Here is a 26,056-nt window from a genome sequence, read left to right on the forward strand (position 1 = left end):
CGACGACGGATCGAGTCCTCGAAGATACCGGTTCCCGATCTGGGTGACGTAGTCGCGAGTGAGATCAGCGGGTCACTAGCGATGTGCGTTCGTGACTGGAGTTGTTCCAGGAACGTCCTGGCCATGTCTTCGCTGTCGAACGTGGCCGAGTAGCTTCACCGCTCGCGTGAAACGGGATCGCTCACCGGGCGCGAGCCCGGAACCGACCGTGGCGATTCGCGACGTCTTGCGTGAGGTGTACTCCGATGGGCGGGATGTGACGGTGATTGGTGTTCATCTGCTCGAAGCTGGCAGAGAAGTCGCGCTACCGCGCGAGGGAGCTGCGGGCGGGCCCCAAGGCTGCACGCGAGACTTCGGGGCGTCCGATACACCAGGAATAGACTGGCCGCATCATGAGCACCACGATCCAGATCAGTCAGCCAGCGGCGGAGTCGCTGGCTCGTTGGCGTGCGCTCAGCGATGAGCAGAAGCGCGCGGCGCGGCTCGCCGTGGTGGTTGACCGGGTTGCCGCGAGCATGGCGATGGAGAACGAGCCGGTCTCGGACGCAGGAATCCAGCAGGCGAAGCAGGCGGGAGTCTGACCCGCTGGTTCGCCACCTACCACGGCGACCCCACCTACGCGGAGCTCGCCGACGCGATGGCGAAGACGCGCAGGTTCCAGGTGGCGATCAGCCGGTTCGAGGACGACTTCGCCGGGACCAGCTCCGCGATTGCCTGACGAACCCGCTCCGCGCCCGCCGCCACATCCGCCGGAATCTTCACGTTCCTAGCCAAGCGATTCGGATCGCAGCTCGTCCACTATCGATCCACTCAACATCGAATGGTTCTCGCGAGAGAATGGATACCGGAAGGGAGCGACTGATGGTCAAAGGCGACATCGAGACGTATTTCGAAGACGGGGTCTGGAAGAACCGACCGCAGGGCAACGAGCGGGCGTCCAATACTGCGCCTAGGAAGTCGGAAGCTCAGCAGAAGGGCCGAGAGATGGCGAAGGACCGCAAGGTCGAGCACGTCATCAAGAAGAAGGACGGCACGATCGGTCAGCGCAATTCGTACAAGAAGCCGGACCCGTATCCGCCGAAGGGATAGCGCAGCGCGTGCGTCTCACGGCGTTGTCGGAGGACGGGTGGATGCTTGAGCGAGAACCAGTCCACCCCAACGAGACGAGACCCATGTCCAGCGAAGAGATTGAGCGGAAGTTTGAGATCCTCATCCCGGAGGGTGTGAGCGCTGCCGAGAAAGAGCACCTCATTCGGGCTGCGACCGACCGCGAGGTCGACAAGTTGCTCGACGACCTCGATCTGTTCAAGTAGCTCGCTTTTCTGACCGGCAGATGACTCAACCTGACTACTCGTGGCTGCCTCTCCACCAGCAGCATGTCGCCTACACGCTTGCCCACGCCGATAGCCTCATCGCCCAGGCGGCGGAGGTGCTCTTCGATTACCTCAAGCCCGGACCGCTTGAGCTTGCCAACGTTGCGGATGGTGATCTCGCGCACGTCGCCGTGGCCGGCGTCGCGGTGCTTCCTTCTGCAGTGGCGCGGTTTGCCGCAGACGCTCTGACGCAGCTTCGAGCCGCGATCGAGCACACGATCTTCGCCGAGGTCGAGTACCAGCTCGGACGAGGACTCACCGAGGAGGAGGCTCGGCGAATCGAGATGCCGGCCTGTCTGACGGAGGACGAGTTCAAGAAGTGGCTGGCGGGTCGTCGTCGTCCCGAACTGGAACCATTTCGTACCGGCTCAGTGTTGGCTGGCAGGATTCGGGATTTGCAGCCGTACCACCGCCGCGACGTCGACCAGCATCCGCTACGCGTTCTCGCTGAACACACCAACCTCGCCAAACATCGCACGCCCGCAGTTGCGGCGACGCTGATCGGCGCCGTCATCCCCGACTGGCAGGACCCGACGCTTGTTCTGCCGACCGGCGAAGATCGGCCGCTGGTGGTAGGTGATGTCCTGGCGAGCGGCCCGCGTGATACGTACGTGCCGCTCTCGATCTGGCCGAAGGTGTCAATCCAGCGACCGCACAGCGGCACCTGGCACGTTCTCATGACGGAGCTCGGGGAGATCGAAGAGTGGGTATGCACCGTCGCGATTCCGCACTTGATTCTCGGACACCACGACGTCGACCCATTGCCGCCCCAACTCGACACCACCGTCGGGCACGTTGACCTCCCTGCCGCCCTCTTGGCCGCCGGTCATGTCCCCGCGGCCACCCGCTCGTCGAGCACCTTCAAGCTGACTTCATACGTGACGAACTCGCCGAGACCCTGGCGCTTGCACCCCGTCAAGTCCGACCCGGAGGTCATCCGAAAGTGGATCGAGACGCTCGACGACATCGAAGTGCTTGAGCGACATGACCGATTGGCGGAGCCAGCCAGTCGGCGGGATCTTTCCGGCGTGGATCGAGTCGTGCGGAAGTTGATCGCGGAGGCTTCCCAGTGATCCATCGTGGTTGAGGAGGTGAGCCTTATCCGTCGTCGCCCATTCGCTCCGCTTCCGCGTCGTTACGGCGGGCTTCATGCTGATAGCTATCCGCGATGCCCCGCAGGATGCGAGCCGTGCGTGGCCATCGTGTGGCGATCTTGCTAGCCATCTCCCGGTACTGCTGTTCGAGCACACGTTCCTGATCGCCGCCATCGAACACGCCACGCGAAGTCACACCACGTTGATTGGTCTTGCCGATGTGCAAGCCCGTATCGATCCGTGCATTGCCAACGTTTTCGATGACTTCCCGAACGGCTTCGGCCGGCCAAACCCCGTCTGACCCAACAGGGCTCGAGGCAAGTACCTGCCCGATCTGCTCGTCGCCGATCGATGCTCGTCCACTATCCGCGAGGGCAAGGCGGGCGGCGCGTACCCATTCCGTGAGGTGGTCGGCGTCGATACTGCCGTCGTCCGCGAGTCCGGGGAGCGTGCGCCATTTGCGGAGCACTGAGAAGGATAGGTGCGCGAAGGCCTGCTCCTGTGGTGTGGGTGTTCGCTTGGGCTCCCCTTCCGCGCGGAAGATGGCGTTCACCATGTTGACGAAGTCAGTGGGATCCTTACTCAGCGCCCGATAGAGGGCGCCCGAAGGCTCATGGTCGTGGACAAGCTCAAAGAACATGAACTCGTAGCCTGGGAGCTCGTCGTCGTCGGGCACCCGTTGTTCCATGTATTCCAGAAGTTTACCGACGTAGTAGCCGCTCATCGTGGTGTCCTGGGGAGGCTCCGTTCCTCGACGTAGTGCGTCGAACACCTCCTTGACGAGACTGATCTCCGGTTCCTGATGCTCGTGCAGCATGATGCTCAGAAGTGCCATCGCCTCCCAGGGGCGACCATGTTGAACGAACCGCCGAACACCCTCCGCCCGATCGTCAGAGGCCGCAAGCGAAGGGCTGAGCTCGCTTCCAATAGGCCTCTTCGAGTCCTTCGCCCAGCGAGGACACCTCAGTCCAGTATTGGCGGGAGAGGGGCACTGCCGCCATCAGAATCTCTCGAGCTTCGGCCTCCTGAAGCGCCGGGCTTGCGAAGGCTTCCTTCAGCCACTCCATCCCGCCTTCGTGGATCTTCACGCTCCCGTAGTTCAACGCTGCTTGATTCAAGTTGGGCTCCGATGAACTCAGCCACCCGAGAATCTCTTGACCTGGTGCATTGGCCGTGCCTGCGAGCAGCCGTCCCACGACATGGGGTGTCTTGACATCGATGGCGAGCGAGCGCAGTGCGTCTGAGCCGAGCACAAGTACGTGGTCGAGCGCCTCGCGTTGAAGTCGCGCGAGTTCGATCTCGTATCCTTCGTCGCCCAGCTTGAGATTGGGTACGTGAGCCCGCCAGTCGAAGAGACTGGAGAACCGTCGCCCGTCCTGCGTGGGCGCGAGGGCGTCGGCAAGTTCGCGGAACGTGACCACGTCCTCAGCGGGCATAGCCCACTCGGCGTCGGAGTACTCCTCGTGCCGATCTGCCTCGCTGCTCAGCGTTTCCCAAACCGCATACACGTCTTCGGGCGACCAGTCTTGAGCGCCGATGACCTCGCGGAGCTTGGCTAGGACTGCGACCCGTTCCTGGGGTGGCAGTTCATCGATCTGCGGAACAAGCTCTTTCCAGTGGGCTTGCGTCGGTCCCAGCAGCGGCGGTGACGAGGATCACGAGCTCATGAACGAAATGCCCCCAGTCCGCATAGGTGACCGATTGCCGGACGGGCGACCAGTCGCGATACGTCGGAGCGTGCGGCTGGAAAGCAACTGCGTGACTCTGAGGCCAGACGCCGAGGGCAAGCGTCCAGCCGACATCGGGTTCGCGCTGCATGAGACGCGCGATGACGGCGAGTTTGTCGTCGACGCTCGCGCCGCTCTGAGGCAACCAGCCCGCGGCGACATTCTGCAGGCTCTCAATCGGACGATTGCTTAGCCGACCACCGGGATCCAGTGCGGACAGCCTTCCAAGAAGCGCTGCCGCCCGACCGAAATAGGTCGTGGACCAGCACAGCGTCTCGAGTGCCCACAGCAAGTTGGGGTGTGGCGACGATGGTCCGAAAAGAGTGTCCGCGCCGCTGTCTTGGAACATCGTGCGAAGAATCGGATCGGTGCGGTCCAAGTCGAGTTCAACCGCATCCTGAAATACCTCCGGGGCGGCTTCCGCCAAGCTGGGCAGGATACTGGCCAGTCGAGCCCAGATCGTTCCTGTGTCGTCGGCGTTTGCAGCTTGAAGTAGATCGTGAACGAGCCGGCTGACCCGCCCCTGCATGGCTAGGTCAGCGGGAAGCTCGACGTCGCTCGCGGCGGCGAGCGCTAGTCCGTCCGCCACGCCTTTCCTGAGCGTCTCCGAATGGGTCGGGTTGGTACCTTGGGCGCTCGCGGTCAGACGAGCGACGGCATCCATGCCCTGGTAGGGGTCCGGTGTCAACAGGACATCTGCGACAACCTCGGCCCACCGCGCTAGTTCACCATCAGTGAGCGTCGGCAGGAGGAGAAGAGCAGCCTCTGCCGGCGAGGTGACACGCCAGGTGCCGCCCGAACGAACGAACGGTGCATCCGCATGGCCGGCGAGACTTTTCAGAAGGCGATCGATATCGTCGCGTGATCGTCCGGTCAGCCTTTCGATCACTGCGAGGTCGCCTTCAGCTCTCGTCCACGAACCAACCAGAACGAGCGGTGCGAGGATAGCGGCTTGATCGGTATTGGTGACCCACTCTGGGGCTCGGAAGCGTGGTTCGCGCGCGATCGAACGAACGAGCGCGGGCACACTGCGACGCGCGAGGGCCACCATCGCCTCGGCCTTGTTCGAGTCGGACACGACGGCCTTAAGCGCCTCGCGAGCGGTTGCGCGGTCTACCTTGCGGAGCTCAATCTTCTTGGCGTTTCGAATGATGTCGCCAGGCTCGGCGATCAAGATCACCCGATGTCCGTGGTCGACGGCGGCCGCGAGGTCGGGCGCATCGGAAAACAACGGAACGAGAATCAGAGGAGACCGCGATTCGGTCAGCCGCTGCCAGGCGGCGCTGTCGGTGACAACAATGGCCCGGTACAGAAGGTCGTTCTGCGCAAGCCAAGGCGGCGAACGTGAAGGCAAGGGCCTCATCGCGCCACGGCGCTTGAATGGCCAAGATCGCATCGCTGGATCCTGCAGCAGTAAGGGTTGCACGCAACTCTTCGGCCTCAGCGGTGCGTCCAGCCGCGAAGAAGTCAGCCGGGAGCGCCACCGTCGTGCGACCCTGAAAAGCATGCCACCACCGTTCGATGGTCTGTGCGTCTCGGGGTCGATAGCCTAATCGCTCCGAAATCCAACGATGTACGGACGGCGATTCTTGGAGCCAACTCTCCAGAGCGTGCGCATCGATGGCCTTCACGTCAGAGAACTTCTTCTCGGCGGCGCGATCCGAAGCCCACGCGCTACCGCCAGCCCAGTTCCTCGGCGTGGCGAAGACAAAGACTGAACTCGCGTCAGCGGGGAGCGCGAGCACCCGCTTGTCGTAGTCGTTCTGAGCCTTTCCTTTCGGGTTGGCGTCCGTGCCGAACTCGAAGCGCAACTCGCCGACTGGAAGGTACGCACTACCTGCAGACGTGGCGGTGCCGTCCCAACCAGAGGCAGCCACACCCTCGTGGGCACGGACTTGCAGATTGCTGATCCCGGGAGTCACCGCGAGAAGACGACGCATCAGCTCGGGAAAGGCGGTCTTCGCATCATCGCGGGCAGCCCAGGTGTTCAGTTCGTTGGCGGTGATGAGCTCAGGCCCGTCCGTGCGGAGCGCGGGTGCGACCGACGAAGCGCTTGAGCCGCGTTCCTTCTGAAGGCGCAGGACCTCTTCTCGAGCAAAACGATGCCTGCGTCGAGCCAGGAACACGAGCTGACACGAGGGTGCCTGCTGTGACCCAGTTCCTGACTGTGTTTTCGTGCACCCCAAGGAGCTTCGCGGTCTCACGAACGTTCAGGAATGGCTTCATTCCATCTTCACTCTCCATACCATCAGTATAGCGGATTGTGGACTTTGTGTACTTAGATTGCATCACCGGGCGGTTGACCTGTGTGTCGGCGACCACTGGGTCTCATCGCCACTTCGGCCGTAGAAGCGCAAGGCGCACACTCTGCTTGGCGAGGCCGAGCTCCCGCGCGACAGCCGTCAAGGACTTGCCCGCCTTGTAGAGGACGACTACCTGGACAGTTTGGTTGGGCGTGATCGGCTGTCGGCGCATGGGCACGTTCGTGTCTTTCAGTAGGCGCAGGACCGTTGACTTCCCAATGCCGTAACGCGGTGCGACGGCGGGCGGTGTGTCCTCGCAATCGGGCCTCTGCGTGGGATGCCGCGCGTGTGGGCGAGCGAGAAGAAGTTCTGTCTGCGCCCCACGGGAGAATGGACTCGACGCGAACGCGAGCAAGCAGAGGGGAGCACGAGTGCTGAACTGGATCCGACGAGCGCTGAACCTCCCAACAGACGCCGTGCCAGTACCGGCAAGGTCCAAGAACCTCCACCAAGCGGTGCTTGGAGAGGCGGTTGTCTACTTCGCCCATACCGTTCCGACTTCGAAACCCATTGATCTCGGTAAGGCGGCGAAGCACCTCCTTGATACTGAACTCGCAGTGAGCGCAGCGTGGCCATCGGACAGGTCAGCGCGACTGCCTCCGTCCTTAGAGAGGATTGAACGAGACCTGCCCCGCCTTCAACGGCTCAAGACATGGACCGACAACCTGAACGGGCTGCCGTCGTTGGTGAGGGGCGTTGTCTCGCATCCGGTGACTGCGTTCCGAGCATTCCGATTGCTTAAGGTAAAGCGCAACGACGTTCCGGACGAGGACGAGGAAAACTGGTCTCTCGAAACTGTGCGTGTCGAGGTCGAGAAGATCCTCGTGGACGCACAGAAGGTCACGCTCATGGAGAAAGAGATAGAGGCTGATCTCTTCTGGAACGAACAAGAAGACCTCGATGCTTATGTGCGGTTGTTCCTGCGAACGACGCAGCACACTATCCGAATCGGTGACAAAGAAAGGTCGATCACTCTTGAGCCTCGGCTGATGCCTGCACCGTGAGGGTGTTGTGCAGATTACCGTCGGCGTGCATCTACCTCCAGGTTGCGCTCCGGCAGATGCGATCGACGCATCCTTCCCAGGATCACCGCTGTTCCACTCGTCGCGAGTGCCCGAGCCGTATGCGTCGCGGGGTGCCAAATGGGCCGGGGGAGAGTGGGCAGAGCAGGCAAGAGGGAGGGGTTAGGGTCCGAGTCTTCGAGCATGAGGAACCCGCGTCGCTCTACGACTGGCTGGAAGTTCTTGTCAGTCGAATCTTGCGGGGAATCCGCGCTTTCGTCGGCGGCCCCTTCTATACCTATCCGATGATTATGGTCCAGGCAGGAGCATGCTGCACAGACTGGGTCGACAACCACGCCCAGGACGTCGTGCACCTCGCGATCCGCAAGGTCCCGCGCGGCAGCGATCAAATCACACTGGACCCCGGTCCTAACCTGAGCATCCACGCAGGCATGCGAATTCACGCCACCGGCGGCTCTGTGCTGCTGCTTCACTTGCGCGCCTGGCGTGCCGGCATCCTGGACCTCCACCACACCCTGCTGTACGAACGAATCGGGCTTGTCTGCGTGCGGCTGCGCAGGCTGGAACAGCGGATCTCAGACTTCCAGACGGGCAAGCGTGACATATTGCGCACTTACCGCAGAGTGTTGGAACTGGAGAAGGAAGTGCGTGGCGCGCATCATCGCGCAGGAACGGCACGCGACATCTCTCGCCACGTCCTGACTGCGCTGGGTGCCTTCGAGATCCTAGAAGTTGTCCGCAACGGCGCGAGCATGCTCGGTGAACGCGCGAGTACGCGCGCGAGCCTACGTGCCGCGCGCGCGGCGAACAGGTTCGCGCTGCTCGGGTTGACGGTCGCAGTTTTCGCAGCGATTCCGGCGATCCCGTCCATCCTCACGCTCATAGAGCAGCAACGCCAGGCCGATCCGGAAGCAGGCTTCTGGTCGCTGATGCAGACCCTCGCAACATCACCACTTCTGCTGTCCGCCCTGATACTTGGCGCGACTGTGCTCTATGCCGTGGCGCTCTTCTGCGTGCTCGCATTCCGTGTGATCCGGTACCTCGTCAGGTTGCGCAAACGGGGGTACGTCTCACGAGTTGAAGGGTACGAGATTGTCGTCGACGACCCGGTTGATGCCTGAGCGCGCCAATAGGGCGAGATCTCGGTGCAACCCCTGATCACCCGCGCTCCGAGAGATCTAGAGCATCCAGCGACGAAGCGTCGTGCTCGAAGGTTCGTTCCAGTCATTTTCGAGGATGGAACGAACATAGCTCTCCGTGGATGACGCAACTACTGCGTTGAGCATGACCTGCACCGAGCTTCATGCGACAGAGCCTTTAGCCAACGCGCGATGGCGTCGCCGACCGGGTATTGATCGCAGGCTTCCGCTTGCAGTGAACAGCGCGTTCGCCAATGACTCTGCAAGATCAAGCCTTCGTCTGCGCACCAGGTGGCGGAGCACGTCGAGAAGCCACAACAAGGGAGGGCGGAGTCCCTCTCGTTGAAGCCCGCCTACGTCCTGACCGTCTTTCAGGAGATCACACATACTCTCCGCGAACTGCGTCATCCCCTCCGGATCCGCATCGAACCAAGTGTTCACCGTCGATCGTTCGATACGGCGAAGTTCGGGAAGGAACAGAGCACCGTTCCCCCGATGTGCGAGAGCGAAATCGTTGAACGCCTTGACGTCGAGCGGGTCAGTGAGGAGTCGCTCGAGTTGAGTGCTCAACGGCCCGCTCACGCCCTCGAGCTCACGTTCCATTGCTTGGAGCATGTCGTCGACAGTCGGATATCGCTGCCCTGGGGCCCTGCGGGTAGCGCGTGTGACCACCGTGCGATATCTCTCGGACGGCAGCGGTACGTACACGGGCGTCGGGAGTTCGCCGGTCATGATCCAGCCCACAATGGCACCGAGGCTGTACACGTCGGTTCGCGGGGTGGCGGAGTGCGCGTCGGCATGTTGCTCGGGAGCGGCCCACCGCTCCGTCCCGACCAGGTTGCCTTGTCGAGTGAGGTCTGCGGTCGTCGATCCTGGCGCGTTACGAGCAATGCCGAAGTCCGAGACCACCCATCGGGCACCGTTATCATCGTCGAGCCACAGGATATTCTGCGGCTTCAGATCACGATGGACGCGACCCTCCCTATGGAAACTGTGTAGCCCATGAGCCACCGTTCGCACGACAGCGAGCGCGAGCTCCTCACGGTCGCTGAGGGAGAGGCCCTTGATGGCGGGGGTGAGTTCACCCCTTGCGATTGGCATCGTGTACCACTCGCCATCCGGGTCGACGTCGATCACAGGCATAACGTTCGGGCTAGAGGCTGCCCGCATCGCTTCGACCTCACGTGTGAACCTGCGCTCGACGTTCCCCGCGCCACGGCGCATCTTGACCGCGTACTCGATCCCTGTCGTCAGATCGCGGCCACGTCCGACGATCGCGTGCCCAGTGGGTACGCCGAACACGTCGAGGATCTCGTACCGCTCGCTCAGGGCTGCTCATGTGCATATTCTCCCGTGGCTCGATGTCGCGCAAGCGTCCGACCACGGCCTACGATGACAACCGCAGGCTGCCGCGATGGTCGACCTAGGTGAGAGTCTCAAGGCGAGTCATGTTCGAGCCACGCGGCGCAAGCCGTGCCTTTGCGATGAGATTCCGCAAGCGCCATGGCCCGCAAGACTCTCGTTCTAGACAGCGAACCAACCGGGACCAAACCGGGACCAGAACCACGCAATGCATGCAAGCCATGACGTGAAATCACGGCGTTTGAAGGGCAGAGATGCCCGGAAAATCAACGATCTGGCTTGAACGGGATACCTGGGGGTCAGGGGGGCGCAGGTTCAAATCCTGTCATCCCGACCAAAGAGAGAATGCCCGACAAAGGGTATTTGTGTTGTCGTGTGAATCGGCGCGCTACGATCGCGCCGTCGCCGCGCTGAGCCTCACTACTCTCACTGCCAAAGAATCTCGGACTCGCGCGGAGTCTCAGAGCTCTGCGATGCCGAAGAAATTGCCGTCCGGATCCTTGAACCACGCCATGTGGTCCTCGCCCATCGTCGCGATGCCGCGAGCATCGGTCTTGAGCCGTTCGCCGTCGTAGTGCTCGAAGACGACACCGGCGGCGGTGAGTTCGTCCACGGTCTTCGCAAGGTCCTCGACCTCCCACGCGGCGATCGTGCCCCCCGATGCCCCGGCATTGGCCGGAGACGGGTAGATGTCAAGCTCACGCCCAGACCCGACCGGGTAGGTGATGCCGCCGTCGCCGATCGGCCGGCCGCCCGACAACCCGAGCTTCCCCTCGTAGAACTCGCGCGCCTTCGTCATGTCGGACACCGGAATCGCCGGCTCGACCTTCGCGTTGGACAGCCCCATGTCAATCCGCCGTTCTTCCCCAGGACCACGAGCGCCGTCGACTCGGATGCCGGACGGGTCACCTCATCGGTCTTGCCGCATCCTACGCCCTGAGATGGGCCGGTGGGTCGGCAAGAGCGGCCGCCCCCACGTTCCTCTTCGTTCCCCGACGGGCGTCTCCGCGGCGTGCGGTGGCTTTACACCGCGGACGCCTCAGCCCGCGGGTGGGGTGAACAGATTGACGAGGTTGCCGTCAGGATCCCGGAAGAGCGCGGATCGGTTTCCCCACGGCATCGTGGCGGGCTCGAGCACGACGTCATCGAGCTGGTCGCGGAGGCGCGCGAACTCGGCGTCGACGTCGGTCACTTCGAACTCGACCAGGATCGATCGATTGGATGCCGGACTCGCCGCGTCGCCCAGCATGGCGACCGTCGCGGGCGCGGCGATCGCGAGATTGGCACCCGGGCCGGAGAACTGTGCGAACACCGGCGCCGGCCGGATCGCCGCCGTGCCGGTGACGAGCTCGTAGAAGCTCACCAGTCGATCGACGTCGTCGGTGATGATGCGAATGGAAGCGAAGGGCATGAGGACCTCTCTGTGGTTGGGGACCGGTCCAGTCTGGTCGGCTCCGCCGACATCCCACCCGCCGCTTGCCCCCTCGTCCGCTGATCGTCTCTTGAACGGCTCGGCGAATCTGGATACCTTCCGGTGAAACGCATTGCGCGGATCAAGGGAGACCGGCCAGATGAGACCACTTCGATACTCGATCAACGTCACGCTCGACGGCTCGCTCCATCACGAGGCGGGGCTTCCTCCGGACGAGGAGTCGATGCGCTACTGGGCTGCGGAGATGGAACGAGCCGATGCCCTGCTGTTCGGCCGGGTGACCTACGAGATGATGGAGTCGGCGTGGCGGCGGCCGGCCACCGGCACCTGGCCGGAGTGGATGGACGAGTGGGAGATCCCGTTCGCCGAGTCCATCGACCGGACGAAGAAGTACGTCGTCTCGAGCACCCTGAGCGCGGTCGACTGGAACGCCGAGCTGGTGCAGGGCGACCTGGGCGAGGCGGTTCAGCGGCTCAAGCAGCAGCCCGGTGAGGGACTGTGGGTGGGCGGTGTGACGCTCCCCTCGGCGCTGGCGGATCTGGGGCTGATCGACGAGTACGAGTTCGTGGTGCGAGCCGGTCCTCGCCGGGCACGGACCGACGCTGCTCGCCGGTCTGCGCGAGCGCATCCAGCTCGAGCTCGTGGATCGCCGTGAGTTCACGTCGGGCGCGGTCGCCGTGCGATACCGACCCGCGCAGGCAGCGACTCAGACCGCATAGAAGGTCGTGGCGATCGAAGGAGGCACATAGTGATCCAGGAGCTGCTCGACCTCGAACATCGGGGATGGGAATCCCTCTGCACCAGCACCGGCGCGGACTTCTACGGGCACATCATGACCAGCGACGCCGTCATGGTCCTCGCCCACGGCCAGGTGTTCGATCGCGAGGCCGTCATCGCCTCACTCAACGATGCGCCCCCTGGCGGACGTACGAAATCGCCGATGAGCGGCTCATCACGCTCGGCGACGATCACGCGATCCTCGTCTACACCGGTCGTGCCTATCGCGATGAGGATGAACCCGCGTTCATCGCGCTCATGTCGAGCGTGTACACCCGGCGTGAGGGAAGCTGGCGCCTCGCCCTCTACCAGCAGACGCCCGTGCCGGCCCAGCCGTAGCACCTGGCAGCTTCCGACATCCCGCCGAGGGCCGTCGCCGCGCCGCGTACGCTCGGATCATGCCTCCCCGTTCCCCGCTGCCGCAGCGACTGGGGTTGGATGCCGCGTGGGCGCGCACTCCGGATCGGGACCGAGATCCGGGCAGGATGCCGCAAGCCGACCACGATGGGCGGGTGGCTGCGCGAGCGGTTCGGTGCGCGCGTGGACGTCAGCGCCCTCCTGGCGGAACTGCGCTTCGTGTACGAGAGCGGCAGCCCCGTCAGAGGCGACGACCCCTACCGGTCGAACACGTTCGTCTGGTTCCATCGGGATCTTCCGGACGAAGCGGTCGTCCCGGGTCGCATCCGGATCGTCTACCGCGACGAGCGGATCGTGGTGGTCGACAAGCCGCCGTTCCTGTCGACGATCCCGCGCGGCCAGCACGTGCGGCAGAGCGTGGTGGTGCGGATGCGCGACGAGCTGGAACTGCCCGAGCTCTCTCCGCTGCATCGGCTCGACCGGGTGACCTCGGGACTCGTGCTGCTGGCGACCGAGAAGCGCTGGCGCGGGCCATATCAGTCGCTGTTCGAGCGACGGGAGGTCGGCAAGGTCTACCGGGCCATGGCGGCCCACCGGCCAGACCTGCCCCTGCCGGTCACCGTGCGCAACCATCTGGTCAAGCACCGCGGCCGGATGCAGGCCGAGGTCGTGCCGGATGCCGCACCCAACGCCGAATCCCTGGTCGAGCGCGAGAGCATCCTGGCCGACGGCGCCGTGTACCGGCTGACGCCGCACACCGGGCGAACCCATCAGCTGCGCGTGCACATGCTGGGCCTCGGCATCCCGATCTTCGGCGACCCGCTCTACCCGACCGTGCAGGATGTCCCGGTGCACGATTTCCGCACGCCGCTCGAGCTGCTGGCCGACGAGCTGAGCTTCGTCGATCCGGTGGACGGACGTCCGCGCCGGTTTCGCAGCACCCGGACCCTGCCGCTCGCGAGCGAGGTGGCCGAGTCCTGACCTCGGCCAGCCCGGGCGGCGCCTCGGCTACCTGGCCGGCAACGATGCCGGCAGGTCGAACCGGGGGAGCAGGCCGGCCTCGAAGCGGACCATCCTGGAGATCCGCTCGCCGGCCAGGCTGAGCACGATGAGCCCGGTACTCCGCCCGGTGCCCTCGGGAGTGCGGACGTACAGGCCGAACGCGGGCTGTCCGCCGTTGGCGCGGGTCGGGACGAGCTCGAACCTGCGGCCCGAGCCGAACAGGAGCGCGCAGAACTCCGCCACGAGATCCCGCCCCTCGTACTCGAGCGTCATCGGCGGCATGGACATGAACACGTCGTCCGTCAGAAGCGCCACCAGCGCATCGAGGTCGCCGGACTCGTACGCCGCGACGAATCGGGTGACCAGCGACCTCTCCTCCGCCGAGCCCGGGTGCGGAGGACGTCGGTCCCCGTCGTTCCCGGCGCGCCGAGCCAGCGTCGCGCGCGCCCGCTTCAGCGCGCTGGTGACGGACTCGACCGTGGAATCCAGCATCCCGGCGACATCCTTCGCCCGGAAGCCGAGCACATCGCGCAGGATCAGCACGGCGAGCTGACGCGGCGGGAGGGACTGGAGCCCCGTCACGAACGCGAGCGAGATGGACTCGCTCTGCTCATAGCGGGCCTCGGGACCCAGCGGCCCCGGCGCACCGCCGCGGTCGAGGAGGCTGTCGGGGTACGGTTCGAGCCAGACCGCCTCACCATGCCGGGTCGGCGTCGGCGGTCGGACGCCCGGGATGTCCCACTCCTTGGCGCGGCGGCGGTTCGTCGACCGCAGGACGTTGAGGCAGCGGTTGGTGGCGATCCGATACAGCCAGGTGCGCAGCGAGGCGCGTCCGTCGAATCCGCCGAGCCCCTTCCACGCGGCCAGCAGCGTCTCCTGCAGCGCATCCTCGGCGTCCTGCAGCGAGCCGAGCATCCGGTAGCAGTGCACCTGCAGCTCACGCACGTGCGGCGCCACCATCTCGCGGAACGCATCGTCGTCGCCCGCGCGTGCCTCCGCGATCAGCTCCTCCACCACAGTCGTCATGATCGCATCTCCCATGATCCTCCGCTGCCCTCTCTGCTCCGGCACGCCCGGTCAGCCATGAGGGGCAGAGCGTCGCCGCGCTGTATGGACACCGGCGCCGACGGAAACTGGGCGGCCGAACGTGCCCGGTTTCCGGATGCTGCGGTGTCCATATCCGGGAAGCACGACACAACACGATGGAGGAATGACATGGCCACACTGGTGATCAGTGAGAACGTCACGCTCGACGGCGTCGTCGAGGACCCGACCGGCGAGCGCGGCTTCGCCCACGGCGGCTGGTTCGAGGAGTACATGGCGGCCGACCGCGGCGCCTGGGCGGGCGTGGAGTTCGCCGAGGCGCAGGCGGCGTCGGCGCTGCTGCTCGGCCGCACGTCGGACGCGTATTTCGGGGAGCGGTGGAACGACGCGAGCGGCGAATGGCCGGATCGGCTCAACTCTCTGCCCAAGTACGTCGTCTCGTCGACCATCACCGAGCCGGTGTGGCGCAACTCGACGGTGCTGCGGGGCGATGTCGTCGAAGAGGTGACCCGACTCAAGACGCAGGTGGTGGAGGGTGAGATCGTCGTCTACGCCAGCCGTCGGCTCGTGCAGACGCTGATGGAGCAGGGTCTGGTCGACGAGGTGCGCCTGGTCGTGTTCCCCGTGGTCCTCGGCTCGGGCGAGCGCCTGTTCGGCGGAGCCCACGGCAAGATGCCCCTGCGCCTTCTGGCCTCGCGAGGCGTCGGCCAGGGATTCGTGCACCTCACCTACGAAGTGCTCCCGGCTGCCGGCGCCGACCCGGCACGCGGCACCGCGAGGTAGCGCCGCGCTCGGCCGTCCGGACCAGCGCGCATCGATCGGCGGCGACGCGGCGATCACCCGGTGTTACGGTTCAGACATGGCAGGGATCCTCGCGTGGATCGCGCAGTCCGGTGTGGTGCAGGGGATCATCATCGGCGCCACGCTCGCGTTCCTGACGGCGATCCTCATCCTGAACCTCGTGGCCAGGCGGCTGACCACCACGGACAACGGATGGAGGCAGCATCCGCCGCTGCGGCCGGCTCGACAACGGCGTGCTCGCGCGGGCGGCCTGCGCGAAGGCGCTGCCGGCCGTCAACGTGTTCGAAGAGGCCGCGTACTGGAAGGCGACTCGGGATGCCGCGGGCCGGCCGCTCACCGGAGCGCAGAGCTACCTGCTGCACTTCCCGCCGGGGCAGCTGCCGCCCCACCGCGCCTTCTGGTCGCTGACCGTGACCGACACCGTCGGATACATGGTGGCGGATGCCGCCGGCCCGGCCGGCATCGACGATCGGGGGAGCTCGCGCAGGGCGCGGACGGCGCGGTCGACATCGTGCTCCGCCACGATCCGCCGCCCGGTGCGCCGCAGAACTGGCTGGCCGTGCCGTCGGGGCGGTTCTCGCTCATGCTCCGGGTCTATCTGCCGGGGTCCGAGATCCTCGACGGCAGCTACCGGGTGGCCCCGGTGGTCCGCGCGGCCGAACTCGCGACGGCGGTGTGAGGTGAACCGCCTGATCCTCAAGTACGCGGTCCCGGTGGTGATCGTCATCCTCGTGATCTTCGCGTGGGTGGTGTATCGCCGACTCGCCAGCGGATGGCACGACATCGTCCCGCTCGCCGTCGCGGCCGCGGTCGTCTGGGTGGCGGGGACCGTCGTGTTCATCGTCTTCTGGCCGCGGATCACCATCGGCGGCTTCAAACGGGCCATCCTGAAGCGCGGAATGGGCGACGGTCCCATCCCGGTCAACACGCTGTATGCGGCGCCGCGCACCTCGTCCGCATCGGCCGCCGGCGGCAGCCTGCTCGCGACCGGCACCGACGACGTGCTCTACGTCGCCGGCTGGCTCGATGTGACACGCGGCCCGCAGGTGCTGCACACCCCGACATGGCGGATCGCTACTTCAGCGTGCAGTTCACCGACCCGTCGACGAGCGCGAACTTCGCCTACGTGGGAACGCGGACGACCGGCAGCCGTGCGGGGGACTACCTGATCACCGGTCCGGGGTGGACCGGAATCGTCCCCGCCGACATGACCCGCATCTTGGCGCCGGGTCACGCGATGCTCGTGATCGGGCGCGTCTTCGTCGCCGACGACGCGGACGTCCCTGCCGCGCACGCACTGGCGACACAGCTGCGGGTGACGCCGCTGGACGGTCGCGCCGCCGGATAGCGGGAGTCGCGGGGGAGCCATGCGCGGCCCCCTGCCTGCCATGCTCCGGCTCCCCGCGCAAGGGCCTGACCGGACGGCGACGGCCGTCGTACCGTGAGAGCAACGGAAGGGAGATCTCATGCCCGCATCGAAGGAAATGCCCGACACGCTCAAGCGCTCGCCGAAGCACGCCCAGGAGATCTGGTCGAAGAGCCACGACTCCGCCGTCGACGAGTACGGCGAGGGCGAGCGCGCCCACCGCACCGCTTTCGCCGCGCTCAAGCACGAGTACGAGAAGGTCGGCGATCACTGGGAGAAGAAGGACAGCGCCGGCCCGAGCGACAGCAAGGCGAAGAGCAGGCGCGGCTCGTCCGGCACCTCCCACGGCGGCGTCGACGCGAACGCCTCGAAGGAGCACCTGTACGACGTGGCGAAGAAGCTCGACATCGACGGACGCAGCTCGATGTCGAAGGATCAGCTCGTCGACGCCATCGAGAAGGCGAACAAGCGCGAGACGCGCGAGGCGCGCCAGAAGTAGCCGCCGCGTGCCCCTGAGCAGGGGCCGCGTCAGTCGGGAGCAAGCGGAAGCTGAGTGATCTCGCGCGTGGCGAGGTCGACCATCGCCGCGCTGTCGGGCGGAACCGGCGTCCACCCCTCGACGTCGAGCCCGCTGGACGACACTCTGCTGCGGGCGGATCCGTACCCGGCCGGGTGAGCGGGCCGTCTGCCACACTGGCGGGATGAAGCTGCTCCTCCTCGGCGGCACCGCCTGGCTCGGCCGCACGGTCGCCGCGGCGGCCCGCGACGCGGGTCACGACGTGACCTGCGTGGCGCGCGGCTCGGACGTCCCCCCGGGCGTCGCGCTGGTGCACGCCGACCGCGACCGCGACGACGCGCTCGCCTCCCTCGCCCGGACGAGGTGGGATGCCGTCATCGACGTCGCCCGGCAGCCCGGGCAGGTGCGGCGGGCGGTGCAGGCGCTCGAGCCGGTGGCCGGCACCTACGTGTTCGTGTCGACCGTCAGCGTCTACGCGTCGCACGCCGAGCGCGGCGGGGACGAGAGCTCCGAGACCCTCGCGCCGCTGGATGCCGACGTGATGGACGTGCTGGAGCAGTACGGGCCCGCCAAGGTCGCTTGCGAGCAGGCCGTCCTGGCCGGCTTCGGGCCCGAACGCAGCGCGATCGTCCGTCCCGGGCTGATCGGCGGGCCGGGCGACGGCAGCGGCCGGACCACATACTGGGTGAGGCGCTTCGCCCATCCGTCGAACCCGCCGGGCACGGTGCTGGTGCCGGATGCCCCGGACCTGCCGACATCCGTCATCGACGTCCGCGACCTGGCCGACTGGCTCGTGCGGCTGGCCGCCCAGCGGACGGCCGGCACCTTCAACGCGGTCGGCGATTCGATGCCGTTCCCCGCGCACCTGCAGACCGCCCGCGACGTCGCCGGCCACACCGGCGCGCTCGCCGCCGCCTCGGCCGACTGGCTGCGCGCGCACGACGTGGACGAGTGGGCCGGGCCCCGCTCGCTGCCGCTGTGGCTGGCCGATCGGGACGCCTACGGCATGGGCGACCGATCGAACGCCCGCGCCCGGGCCGCCGGTCTCGCGCTGCGGCCCCTGGCCGAGACGCTCGCCGACGTGCTCGCCGCGACCGCCGGGCAGGACGCGCGCGGCATGCAGGCGCTCGGCGCCGGACTCACGGACGACGAGGAGCGCGCGCTGCTCGCCGCGCGCGCAGCGGGCTGAATCGACCCGAGCACGGCCGACCCCGACCGCGCCGACGGCCCGTCGGCGCGGCGACCCGCGGCGATACTGTGTACGGATGACGGACGCCCGGGGACCAGACCAGTACACGCCCGACCCGCGTCGCTGGCGGGTGCTCGGCGTCCTGGTCGTCGTGCTGTTCATGTCGCTGATGAGCGTGAGCAGCATCAACGTCGCCCTGCCCACCATCGAGCACAGCATCGGCGCCACCCAGTCCGAGCTCGCAGTGGGTGCTGTCCGGGTACGCGCTCACGTTCGGCATCGGACTGGTCATCGCCGGCCGCGCCGGCGACATCTACGGGCGCGGACCGCTGTTCATGATCGGCGTCGCGATCTTCACGGCCACCTCGATCTGGTCGGGCCTGGCTGCCGACCCGCTCTCGCTCAACCTCTCCCGGGCGCTGATGGGCATCGGGTCGGGACTGGTCAGTCCGCAGGCCGTCGGCATGATCCAGCAGTACTTCCGCGGAGCCGAACGCGGGCGGGCGTTCGGCATCTTCGGCAGCGTGGTGGGGGTGTCGGTCTCGATCGGCCCGCTGCTGGGCGGGCTGCTGATCCAGGCCGGCGGACCGGATGCCGGGTGGCGGTGGATCTTCTTCGTCAACGTGCCGATCGGCATCATCGCGCTGGTCCTGGCCGCCATCTGGATCCCCAAGCCGCTGCTGAACCGCAACCTCCCCGCCGATCCGCTCCGCCCGGCCACCGGCCGCGACCTCGACCCGATCGGGTCCGTCCTGCTCGGGCTCGCCGTCCTGGCGGTGATGCTGCCGTTCCTGGAGACCCGCAGCACGCCGCTGGTCTGGCTCGCGCTGCCGGTCGGCATCGGCATCCTGCTGCTGTGGGTCTGGTGGGAGAACCGGTACAAGGATCGCGGCCGCGAGCCGATGGTCGACCTGCACATCTTCCGGGTGACGAGCTTCGCGAACGGCACGCTGCTGGTGAGCCTCTACTTCCTCGGCGTGACCAGCGTGTGGATCCTGGTCGCCCTGTACATGCAGGAGGGGCTCGGCCACACCGCCCTGGAATCGGGGCTGGTCGGCTGCCCAGCTCGATCCTGTCGGCGTTCGCCGCGCTCTGGGCGGGGCGCAGCGTCGCCAAGCTCGGCCGCAAGGTCGTGATCGGAGGCCTCTACAGCGCGATCGTCGGACTCGTGCTGAGCATCCTGGTGGTGTGGCTGCACGCGCGCGGGCTGGCCAGCGAGTGGTGGCTGCTGGGCAGCCTCGTCTTCGTCGGGATCGCGCAGGGGGCGGTGATCAGCCCGAACCAGGCGCTCACGCTCGCCGAGGTGCCGCTGCAGTACGCGGGCAGCTCGGCGGCGTCATGCAGACGGGCAGCGCGTGGGCACCTCGGTCGGGATCGCCGTGATCACGGCGCTCGCGTTCGCCGTGCTGGCCGTGAGCAACTGGTCCGTCGCGTTCATGCTCGGGTTCACCGCGATCGTCGTGATCGTGGTCGTCGCACTCGCGGTCGCGTACCGCGATCTGCGGCAGCGGCACGGCAACGCCTGGCTGTAGCGCTCAGCCCTGTGCTCAGCCGAGCACCCGGATCGCGTCGCGGATGTCGCGGTACGTGCGCTCGTCGAATCCCACCAGACGCACCTCGGCCACCCGGGTCGAGGTGGCACTGACGGTCTCGACGGCGGCGGCCACGGCATCCTGCTTCGGCCACCCGTAGACACCCGCGCTGATCAGCGGGAACGCGACGCTCACAGCGCCCAGCTCGTCGGCGACCTCGAGGCTGCGCCGGTAGCACGAGACCAGCAGCGAGCGGTCGCGCTCGCCGGCGGTGTGGTTCGGTCCCACCGTGTGGATCACCCAGCGGGCAGGCAGGCGCCCGGCGGTGGTCCAGCCGGCGTCTCCGGTGGCCAGCCCGTGCGGGAAGCGCGCGATGCAGTCGCGCAGGATGTCGGGGCCGCCGGCGCGATGGATCGCGCCGTCGACGCCGCCTCCGCCGCGCATCGCGTTGTTCGCGGCATTGACGATCGCGTCCACGTCCTGCCGGGTGATGTCGCCGTGCACGGCGATCAGCTCAGGCATCCTTCTCCTCCGGATAGGTGATCGACTCTTCGTCGACGCGCGCGAACGAGGTGAGGGTCTCTTCCCGCGCCGGCCCCGGCCCGATGATGTCGAGCACCGACACGCCCCGCACGATCAGCGCGTCGCCGATCAGGGACCGGTGGCAGCGCCACGGCACCGCCTCGGCGCACATGATCGCCGTCGGGCGCGCGTGCGCGATGCGCAGCAGTTCGTCGAGGCCGGCCGAGAACTCCGGTGTCTGCATGTGGTCGGCGTAGCCGCGGAAGCTCGCGTTGCGCCAGCCGGTGTTCACCGATGCCTTGGTCGTGTGCCGCAAGCCGCCCAGGGCGGCCAGATGCTCGTATGCGATGCCGCGCTCGGCCAGGGACGCACCCAGTGCGTCCTCGTTGAACTGCGGCGTGTGCCGCGAGCGAGGGACGGTGCGCACATCGACGACGCCGCGCACTGAGTTCGCCTCCAGCAGCGCGACGAGCTCGTCCACCGAGCGGGTCGAATGGCCGATGGTCCACACACGCAGAGGAGCCATGGGCTCGACTCTAGGACGGCCGACGACCCTCCGGGCGGCTCCGGCCCGTAAAATGGCCCACATGGCATCCGGCATCCGGGCCAGCAGACGTGAGGACGTCCTGCGCCTCCTCGACGAAGCGGGGGAGCCGCAGACGATCGCGGCACTGGCCGACCGGCTCGGCGCTCACCCGAACACGGTCCGCTTCCACCTCGAGCGGCTCCTTGCCGACGGTCAGGTCGAGCGCACCGTCGACGACCGGGGCCTGCCGGGCCGCCCCGCGCAAGCTGTTCCGACGGGTGCGGAAGATGGATGGTGCGGCCGCCCGCCGGTATCGGATGCTGGCCGAGATCCTGGTCGACGAGCTCGCCCGCACCCCCGAACCCGCCGGCTCGGCGATCGCCGCCGGACGACGCTGGGGCCGGCGTGAAGCGGCCCAGACGCCGACCGACGATCCGGTCAGCGGGCTGGTGCTGATGCTCGAGCGGGTGGGATTCTGCCCCACCCGCGGCGAGGCCGCCGACGAGCTGAGCGTGTGCCACTGCCCGTTCCTCGAGCTCGCCCAGCAGCATCCCGAGGTCGTGTGCTCGGTCCACCTGGGACTGATGCAGGGGGCGCTTCAGGAATGGGATGCCTCGACCGAGGTGGAGCGCCTGGTCCGGCACGAGCGCCCCGACGTGTGCGTCGCGCATCTGTCCGGCCGCACCGAGGTCGAGGAGCGCACCCCCCACCCATGACCGACGCCTCCGCGCCGCCGGTGGGGACCACCCTCCTGCGCCAGACCGGCCTGCCCTACTTCGTCGTCGCGTTCATCGCGCGGCTGCCGTTCGCGATGATGGTGGTCGGCGTGCTCACGCTGGTCGTCTCGGCGCGCGGATCGCTGTCGCTGGGCGGACTCACCTCGGCCGCCGTGGGCCTGGGCACCGCCTGCTTCGGTCCGCTGCTGGGCGCGGCGGCCGATCGCTTCGGGCAGCGGGCGGTGCTCGCTGCTGGTCGGCACCGCGAACGGCATCGTGCTGGCGCTGTTCGCCTGGATCGCCTACAGCACCCTGCCCGATGCGGCCATGCTCGTCTGCGCGTTCCTTATCGGGGCGACCGCACCCCAGGTGGCGCCGCTGTCGCGCTCGCGACTGGTGACGATCATCGGCGCCCGCATCGCCCCGGACCGCCGCGACCGCGTCTTCAACGCGACGATGGCCTACGAATCGGCGGCCGACGAGACGGTGTTCGTCATCGGGCCGTTCATCGTCGGCGTGCTCGCCTCGCTGATCGCACCGTGGGCGCCGCTGGTCGGGGCCGCCGTGCTGACGGTCGTGTTCGTCGGAGCGTTCGCCCTGCATCCCACCTCGCCGCCGCCGCAGACCCGCTCGCACGGCGCCGCCGTCGGCCCGGTGTCGGAGCTGTTCCGGCCCACGCTGCTCGTGGTGGTGGTCGGCATCCTCGGGGTCGGGCTGTTCTTCGGCTCGATGCTCACCTCACTCACCGCGTTCATGGACGATCGCGGCGCGCCCGAGCAGGCCGGGCTGCTGTACGGCGTGATGGGGATCGGATCGGCGACGCTCGCGCTGGCGGTCGCGGTGTTCCCCGAGTCGTTCCGTCGGTCCGCGCGCTGGCTCGTCTTCGGCGCCGTGATCCTGGCGGGCACGCTCGCGCTGCCGTTCGTGACCGGCGTCGGGACGATGATCGCCGCGCTCGCCGTGATCGGGATCGGGATCGGGCCGACTCTGGTCACCCAGTACAGCTTCGGCGCCGAGCGCAAGCCCGGTGGGCCGCTCGGCCACCGTGATGACGATCCTCGGCTCGGCCGTGATCGTCGGCCAGGCCATCGGCTCGGCGGTGACCGGCGAGGTCGCCGCGCGCGCCGGCACCGAGGCATCCCTGCCGTTGCCGATCGTCTCGGCGGCCGTGGTGGTGGCCACCGGGCTGGTGAACGCGTTCCTGTCCCGCACGCGCGCGATTGTCGCTTGAGCCGCGCAGGTCGCTGACCGGCCCTTCGTCTCGCTGCGCTCGCTCAGGGACCTGCCTGCAGGTCGCTGAGCGAGGAGCGCAGCGCCGAGACGAAGCGCGGTGGCTGCTGGCCGGCCCTTCGTCTCGCTGCGCTCGCTCAGGGACCTGCCTGCAGGTCGCTGAGCGAGGAGCGCAGCGACGAGACGAAGCGCGGTGGTTGCTGGCCGGCCCTTCGTCTCGCTGCGCTCGCTCAGGGACCGGCCTTCGTCTCGCTGCGCTCGCTCAGGGACCTGCTGATCAGGCCTTCGCGCACACCCAGCCGTCGGGGATCGTCCCGGCATCCAGGAACCGGGCCAGCTGCTCCCGCTGCTCCGCCGACAGATCGGCATCCGCCCGGGGGTAGACGATCGGCTCCTCCTTGCTGTTGTGGCTGTCCAGCAGCGCCAGCAGCTCGCGGGATGCCTGCTGCGCCGCGTCGGCCGCGGCATCCATCAGCAGGTCCTCGAGGCTGTCCATCTGCCGCCACAGCTCGCCGTGCTCGCGCTCCATCACCAGGATCGGCATCATCATGCCGGCGGCCCGCAGCGGCGGGAAGAGGAACTCCTCCTCGAGATAGATGTGGCGGCGCAGGGCGGTCATCGCCTCGCGCAGGGGGCCGGGGCCGGCATCGGGGTCTGCGAGGGAGGCCTCGATGCCGGCGTCGATGGCGTGGTGCTCGCCGGTCAGCGCATCGGCGAGCTGCGTGCCGTCGGACATCAGTCCTCGAGCTGCGCATCCACGGTGATCGTCGCGCCCGCGAACAGGCGCGAGACCGGGCAGAGCGCCGCGGCCTCGTCGACGATCGATGCGAAGGTCGCGGCATCCACGCCCGGCACCTGTCCGCGCACGGTGATCTTCGAGGTGGTGATGGTGGGCACGCCGTCGACCGGGTCGAGGGTGACCTCGCTGGAGACGACGAGTCGCTGCGGGGGAGTCTTGTGCTCGCCCAGCGTGAGCGCCAGTGCCATCGAGAAGCAGGAGGAGTGCGCGGCGGCCAGCAGCTCTTCGGGGCTGGACTTGCCGCCCGGCGCCTCGGTCCGTGATGCCCAGGTGACCTGCTGGCCGTCGAGGGCGCCGCTGCTGGTGTTCCCGAACGTGCCGGTCCCGGCGGCCAGGCTGCCGTCCCATGTCGTCGTCGCATTGCGTACCGCGAGGCTCATGTCGCTCCCATCGTCTGCGTAATTTCCATACGAATTCGTGTGTAAAAACACTATCGCGTTCGGACCCGGTGCGGCACGGTTCATCTGAGTAGGCTTCCGTTCGTCGGACGAGCAAGGGAGTGCACATGCCAGCGCAGGGACGAGCGGCCACGGCGGGCACGGAGTCCGTCCGCGAGGCGAGGGACTTCCTTTTCGCGCACGCCACTGACTACGACGGGGCGGTGAGCGGGTTCGCCTGGCCCGAGCTGTCCGAGTTCAACTTCGCGCTCGAGTGGTTCGACGTGGTCGCCGGCGAGCATCCCGACCGGGCCGCGGTCACGATCGTCGAGGCCGACCTGTCGGCGCAGTCGTGGTCGTACGGCGCGCTGTCGGCACGCAGCGACCAGGTGGCCAATTGGCTGCGCACCCTCGGCGTGCAGCGCGGCTCGCACGTCATCGTGATGCTGAACAACACGATCGAGCTATGGGAGGTGATGCTGGGCATCGCCAAGATCGGCGCCGTCTCGATCCCGACCTCGACGCTGTTGTCGGCCGCCGACGTGGCGTATCGGGTCTCGAAGGGCGCGGTCGACGCGATCGTGACGCTGACCGCGCTGGCCGACCGGCTGTCGGAGGTCCCGGCATCCGTCGCCCGCATCGGCATCGGCGACGATCTGCCCGAGAGCTGGACGGGGTGGGATGCCGCGGCCGACGCCGCGACGGACTTCGAGCCGGACGCGCCGACGCCGGCGGCCGACACCGGGCTGCTGTACTTCACCTCGGGCACCACGAACCGCCCCAAGCTGGTCGCGCACACGCAGGTGTCGTACCCGATCGGACACCTGTCGACGATGTGGTGGCTGGGCGTGCGGCCCGGCGACGTCCATCTGAACATCTCGTCTCCGGGCTGGGCCAAGCATGCGTGGAGCAGCTTCTACTCGCCGTTCCTGGCACAGGCGACGGTGTTCGTGTTCAACTACGACCGCTTCGACGCGGGGGTGCTCATGCAGGTGATGGAGACGCACCACGTCTCCACGCTGTGTGCGCCGCCGACGGTGTGGCGGATGCTGATCCAGGCCGACCTCGGCCAGCTCACGCACCCGCCGCGCGAGCTGGTGGGCGCGGGCGAGCCGCTGAATCCCGAGGTGATCCATCGGGTGCGGGATGCCTGGGGCTCCACGATCCGGGACGGATACGGCCAGACCGAGATGACCTGCTGCGTCGGCAACTCGCCCGGACAGCCGGTCACAGACGGGTCGATGGGGCGGCCGCTTCCCGGCTACCCGGTGGTGCTGGTGGATCCCGTGACCGGTCAGATCGCGGCGGACGAGGGCGAAGTGTGCCTGGATCTGTCGCGGCCGGTGCTGGGCCTGATGGCCGGGTACTACGAGGATGAGGAGGCGACGGCATCCACGCGTGCCGGCGGGTTCCACCACACCGGCGACATCGCGTCGCGCGACGCCGACGGGTATCTCACCTATGTGGGTCGGGCCGACGACGTGTTCAAGGCGTCGGACTACAAGATCTCGCCGTTCGAGCTCGAGTCGGTGCTGCTCGAGCACGATCTTGTCATCGAGGCGGCGATCGTGCCGAGTCCGGACGAGCTTGCGGCTCGCGGTGCCGAAGGCCTACATCTGTCTGACGGCCGGGGCGGCGGCGGACCCGGATGCCGCAGCTCGGCGATCTTCGCCCACGCGCGTGAGCGGCTCTCGGCGCATCAGCGGGTGCGGATCATCGAGTTCGTCGACGATCTGCCCAAGACGATCTCGGGCAAGATCCGCCGAGTGGATCTGCGTGCGCGCGAGGCTGCGCGGGTCGTGGCGGGGGATGCCGCGGGTCAGCACCTCGATCGCGACTACCGCTGACC

General features: G+C 67.3%; 34 protein-coding genes and 2 pseudogenes. 21 read left to right on the forward strand and 15 right to left on the reverse strand.

The genetic code is table 11. From position 1 onward, the window contains the following. Positions 1-392 precede the first annotated feature (392 nt). Positions 393-581, forward strand: a complete 189-nt coding sequence (locus L2X98_RS17230; RefSeq protein ID WP_259611693.1) for a hypothetical protein — start codon at positions 393-395, stop codon at positions 579-581. Between the two features lie 34 nt (positions 582-615). Here L2X98_RS17230 and L2X98_RS17235 read toward each other — a convergent pair whose 3' ends face one another. Next, the gene (locus L2X98_RS17235; protein ID WP_259611694.1) at positions 616-762 is read right to left on the reverse strand and encodes a hypothetical protein; all 147 of its coding nucleotides are present in this window, start codon (positions 760-762) and stop codon (positions 616-618) included. A gap of 99 nt (positions 763-861) precedes the next feature. Here L2X98_RS17235 and L2X98_RS17240 point away from each other — a divergent pair, with 99 nt between their 5' ends. The 3 genes from L2X98_RS17240 (at position 862) to L2X98_RS17250 (ending at position 2,446) form a co-directional block, all read left to right on the forward strand. Next, the gene (locus tag L2X98_RS17240; RefSeq protein WP_226532822.1) at positions 862-1,089 is read left to right on the forward strand and encodes a DUF2188 domain-containing protein; all 228 of its coding nucleotides are present in this window, start codon (positions 862-864) and stop codon (positions 1,087-1,089) included. Between the two features lie 83 nt (positions 1,090-1,172). Continuing rightward, the gene (locus L2X98_RS17245) at positions 1,173-1,313 is read left to right on the forward strand and encodes a hypothetical protein (protein ID WP_259611695.1); all 141 of its coding nucleotides are present in this window, start codon (positions 1,173-1,175) and stop codon (positions 1,311-1,313) included. Between the two features lie 20 nt (positions 1,314-1,333). Further along, positions 1,334-2,446, forward strand: coding sequence for a hypothetical protein (locus L2X98_RS17250; RefSeq protein WP_259611696.1), 1,113 nt, complete (start codon positions 1,334-1,336; stop codon positions 2,444-2,446). Between the two features lie 25 nt (positions 2,447-2,471). Here the strand turns inward: L2X98_RS17250 and L2X98_RS17255 are convergent, their stop codons facing one another. The 4 genes from L2X98_RS17255 to L2X98_RS21825 form a co-directional block, all read right to left on the reverse strand. Next, the gene (locus L2X98_RS17255; RefSeq protein ID WP_259611697.1) at positions 2,472-3,302 is read right to left on the reverse strand and encodes a hypothetical protein; all 831 of its coding nucleotides are present in this window, start codon (positions 3,300-3,302) and stop codon (positions 2,472-2,474) included. 55 nt (positions 3,303-3,357) lie between these two features. Further along, positions 3,358-3,975, reverse strand: coding sequence for a hypothetical protein (locus L2X98_RS17260; RefSeq protein WP_259611698.1), 618 nt, complete (start codon positions 3,973-3,975; stop codon positions 3,358-3,360). Positions 3,976-4,054: 79 nt separating this feature from the next. Beyond that, positions 4,055-5,548 (reverse strand): hypothetical protein, encoded by a 1,494-nt coding sequence (locus tag L2X98_RS17265; RefSeq protein WP_259611699.1) that lies wholly within the window; start codon positions 5,546-5,548, stop codon positions 4,055-4,057. Positions 5,549-6,204: 656 nt separating this feature from the next. Beyond that, the gene (locus L2X98_RS21825) at positions 6,205-6,483 is read right to left on the reverse strand and encodes a helix-turn-helix domain-containing protein (protein ID WP_354003079.1); all 279 of its coding nucleotides are present in this window, start codon (positions 6,481-6,483) and stop codon (positions 6,205-6,207) included. 385 nt (positions 6,484-6,868) lie between these two features. Between L2X98_RS21825 and L2X98_RS17270 the strand changes: the two genes are divergently transcribed. Beyond that, entirely contained in the window at positions 6,869-7,501 is a 633-nt protein-coding gene (locus L2X98_RS17270; RefSeq protein ID WP_259611700.1) for a hypothetical protein, read from the forward strand. A 302-nt stretch (positions 7,502-7,803) separates the two neighbouring features. Continuing rightward, positions 7,804-8,640 carry a hypothetical protein gene (locus L2X98_RS17275; protein ID WP_259611701.1) on the forward strand — a complete coding sequence of 279 codons (837 nt, stop codon included), beginning with the start codon at positions 7,804-7,806 and terminating at the stop codon, positions 8,638-8,640. A gap of 180 nt (positions 8,641-8,820) precedes the next feature. Here the strand turns inward: L2X98_RS17275 and L2X98_RS17280 are convergent, their stop codons facing one another. From L2X98_RS17280 to L2X98_RS17290, 3 genes are all read right to left on the reverse strand, one after another. Continuing rightward, on the reverse strand, positions 8,821-9,960 hold the full coding sequence (locus tag L2X98_RS17280) for a serine/threonine-protein kinase (protein WP_259611702.1): 1,140 nt from the start codon (positions 9,958-9,960) through the stop codon (positions 8,821-8,823). Between the two features lie 520 nt (positions 9,961-10,480). Continuing rightward, positions 10,481-10,867 (reverse strand): VOC family protein, encoded by a 387-nt coding sequence (locus L2X98_RS17285; RefSeq protein ID WP_259611703.1) that lies wholly within the window; start codon positions 10,865-10,867, stop codon positions 10,481-10,483. Positions 10,868-11,059: 192 nt separating this feature from the next. Beyond that, on the reverse strand, positions 11,060-11,431 hold the full coding sequence (locus L2X98_RS17290; RefSeq protein ID WP_259611704.1) for a VOC family protein: 372 nt from the start codon (positions 11,429-11,431) through the stop codon (positions 11,060-11,062). A gap of 160 nt (positions 11,432-11,591) precedes the next feature. Here L2X98_RS17290 and L2X98_RS17295 point away from each other — a divergent pair. From L2X98_RS17295 to L2X98_RS17305, 3 genes and pseudogenes are all read left to right on the forward strand, one after another. Then, a pseudogene (locus tag L2X98_RS17295) lies at positions 11,592-12,171 on the forward strand (dihydrofolate reductase family protein). A 64-nt stretch (positions 12,172-12,235) separates the two neighbouring features. Next, entirely contained in the window at positions 12,236-12,568 is a 333-nt protein-coding gene (locus L2X98_RS17300) for a hypothetical protein (RefSeq protein ID WP_259611705.1), read from the forward strand. A 99-nt stretch (positions 12,569-12,667) separates the two neighbouring features. Then, the gene (locus L2X98_RS17305; RefSeq protein WP_259611706.1) at positions 12,668-13,567 is read left to right on the forward strand and encodes a pseudouridine synthase; all 900 of its coding nucleotides are present in this window, start codon (positions 12,668-12,670) and stop codon (positions 13,565-13,567) included. Between the two features lie 27 nt (positions 13,568-13,594). On the opposite strand, the gene L2X98_RS17310 is transcribed toward L2X98_RS17305, so the two are convergent. After that, the gene (locus tag L2X98_RS17310; protein WP_259611707.1) at positions 13,595-14,614 is read right to left on the reverse strand and encodes a sigma-70 family RNA polymerase sigma factor; all 1,020 of its coding nucleotides are present in this window, start codon (positions 14,612-14,614) and stop codon (positions 13,595-13,597) included. 189 nt (positions 14,615-14,803) lie between these two features. Here L2X98_RS17310 and L2X98_RS17315 point away from each other — a divergent pair, with 189 nt between their 5' ends. The 7 genes and pseudogenes from L2X98_RS17315 (at position 14,804) to L2X98_RS21835 (ending at position 19,641) form a co-directional block, all read left to right on the forward strand. Then, a complete protein-coding gene (locus tag L2X98_RS17315; protein WP_259611708.1) occupies positions 14,804-15,415 on the forward strand; it encodes a dihydrofolate reductase family protein in 612 nt (203 codons plus the stop codon). 296 nt (positions 15,416-15,711) lie between these two features. Next, a pseudogene (locus L2X98_RS21830) lies at positions 15,712-16,112 on the forward strand (DUF1214 domain-containing protein). Position 16,113: 1 nt separating this feature from the next. Further along, positions 16,114-16,602, forward strand: coding sequence for a DUF1254 domain-containing protein (locus L2X98_RS17325; RefSeq protein WP_259611710.1), 489 nt, complete (start codon positions 16,114-16,116; stop codon positions 16,600-16,602). Continuing rightward, positions 16,497-16,781: a DUF1254 domain-containing protein gene (locus tag L2X98_RS17330; RefSeq protein WP_259611711.1), complete on the forward strand. Its 285-nt coding sequence runs from the start codon at positions 16,497-16,499 to the stop codon at positions 16,779-16,781. Before L2X98_RS17325 ends, L2X98_RS17330 begins: the two co-directional genes overlap by 106 nt. Positions 16,782-16,899: 118 nt before the next feature. Further along, positions 16,900-17,298 carry a ChaB family protein gene (locus L2X98_RS17335; protein WP_259611712.1) on the forward strand — a complete coding sequence of 133 codons (399 nt, stop codon included), beginning with the start codon at positions 16,900-16,902 and terminating at the stop codon, positions 17,296-17,298. A 202-nt stretch (positions 17,299-17,500) separates the two neighbouring features. Next, a complete protein-coding gene (locus tag L2X98_RS17340) occupies positions 17,501-18,505 on the forward strand; it encodes an NAD-dependent epimerase/dehydratase family protein (RefSeq protein WP_259611713.1) in 1,005 nt (334 codons plus the stop codon). Between the two features lie 248 nt (positions 18,506-18,753). After that, positions 18,754-19,641 carry an MFS transporter gene (locus L2X98_RS21835; RefSeq protein ID WP_354002838.1) on the forward strand — a complete coding sequence of 296 codons (888 nt, stop codon included), beginning with the start codon at positions 18,754-18,756 and terminating at the stop codon, positions 19,639-19,641. Positions 19,642-19,651: 10 nt separating this feature from the next. Here L2X98_RS21835 and L2X98_RS21840 read toward each other — a convergent pair whose 3' ends face one another. Continuing rightward, positions 19,652-19,798, reverse strand: a complete 147-nt coding sequence (locus L2X98_RS21840) for a hypothetical protein (protein ID WP_354002839.1) — start codon at positions 19,796-19,798, stop codon at positions 19,652-19,654. A gap of 62 nt (positions 19,799-19,860) precedes the next feature. Between L2X98_RS21840 and L2X98_RS21845 the strand changes: the two genes are divergently transcribed. Further along, positions 19,861-20,037, forward strand: coding sequence for a hypothetical protein (locus L2X98_RS21845; RefSeq protein WP_354002840.1), 177 nt, complete (start codon positions 19,861-19,863; stop codon positions 20,035-20,037). Between the two features lie 15 nt (positions 20,038-20,052). Here the strand turns inward: L2X98_RS21845 and L2X98_RS17350 are convergent, their stop codons facing one another. Then, the gene (locus tag L2X98_RS17350; RefSeq protein WP_259611714.1) at positions 20,053-20,559 is read right to left on the reverse strand and encodes an O-acetyl-ADP-ribose deacetylase; all 507 of its coding nucleotides are present in this window, start codon (positions 20,557-20,559) and stop codon (positions 20,053-20,055) included. Continuing rightward, positions 20,552-21,085: a DUF488 domain-containing protein gene (locus tag L2X98_RS17355; RefSeq protein WP_259611715.1), complete on the reverse strand. Its 534-nt coding sequence runs from the start codon at positions 21,083-21,085 to the stop codon at positions 20,552-20,554. Before L2X98_RS17355 ends, L2X98_RS17350 begins: the two co-directional genes overlap by 8 nt. Positions 21,086-21,146: 61 nt before the next feature. Here L2X98_RS17355 and L2X98_RS17360 point away from each other — a divergent pair, with 61 nt between their 5' ends. Together L2X98_RS17360 and L2X98_RS17365 are read left to right on the forward strand one after the other, a co-directional pair. Further along, positions 21,147-21,494, forward strand: coding sequence for a helix-turn-helix domain-containing protein (locus tag L2X98_RS17360; protein ID WP_259611716.1), 348 nt, complete (start codon positions 21,147-21,149; stop codon positions 21,492-21,494). After that, a complete protein-coding gene (locus tag L2X98_RS17365) occupies positions 21,403-21,801 on the forward strand; it encodes a helix-turn-helix domain-containing protein (RefSeq protein WP_259611717.1) in 399 nt (132 codons plus the stop codon). Before L2X98_RS17360 ends, L2X98_RS17365 begins: the two co-directional genes overlap by 92 nt. Before the next feature lie 55 nt (positions 21,802-21,856). Here the strand turns inward: L2X98_RS17365 and L2X98_RS21850 are convergent, their stop codons facing one another. Continuing rightward, positions 21,857-21,988 carry a hypothetical protein gene (locus tag L2X98_RS21850; RefSeq protein WP_354002841.1) on the reverse strand — a complete coding sequence of 44 codons (132 nt, stop codon included), beginning with the start codon at positions 21,986-21,988 and terminating at the stop codon, positions 21,857-21,859. An 89-nt stretch (positions 21,989-22,077) separates the two neighbouring features. Here L2X98_RS21850 and L2X98_RS17370 point away from each other — a divergent pair, with 89 nt between their 5' ends. Further along, on the forward strand, positions 22,078-23,049 hold the full coding sequence (locus L2X98_RS17370; protein WP_354002842.1) for an MFS transporter: 972 nt from the start codon (positions 22,078-22,080) through the stop codon (positions 23,047-23,049). Between the two features lie 259 nt (positions 23,050-23,308). Here the strand turns inward: L2X98_RS17370 and L2X98_RS17375 are convergent, their stop codons facing one another. Further along, positions 23,309-23,767: a hemerythrin domain-containing protein gene (locus L2X98_RS17375; protein ID WP_259611718.1), complete on the reverse strand. Its 459-nt coding sequence runs from the start codon at positions 23,765-23,767 to the stop codon at positions 23,309-23,311. After that, positions 23,767-24,210, reverse strand: a complete 444-nt coding sequence (locus L2X98_RS17380) for an OsmC family peroxiredoxin (protein WP_259611719.1) — start codon at positions 24,208-24,210, stop codon at positions 23,767-23,769. Before L2X98_RS17380 ends, L2X98_RS17375 begins: the two co-directional genes overlap by 1 nt. A 125-nt stretch (positions 24,211-24,335) precedes the next feature. Between L2X98_RS17380 and L2X98_RS17385 the strand changes: the two genes are divergently transcribed. Next, positions 24,336-26,054, forward strand: a complete 1,719-nt coding sequence (locus L2X98_RS17385; RefSeq protein WP_259611720.1) for an AMP-binding protein — start codon at positions 24,336-24,338, stop codon at positions 26,052-26,054. Positions 26,055-26,056: the final 2 nt, after the last annotated feature.

Origin of the sequence: Microbacterium elymi (genome assembly GCF_021582895.2) — a bacterium.
Classification (GTDB): domain Bacteria; phylum Actinomycetota; class Actinomycetes; order Actinomycetales; family Microbacteriaceae; genus Microbacterium; species Microbacterium humicola.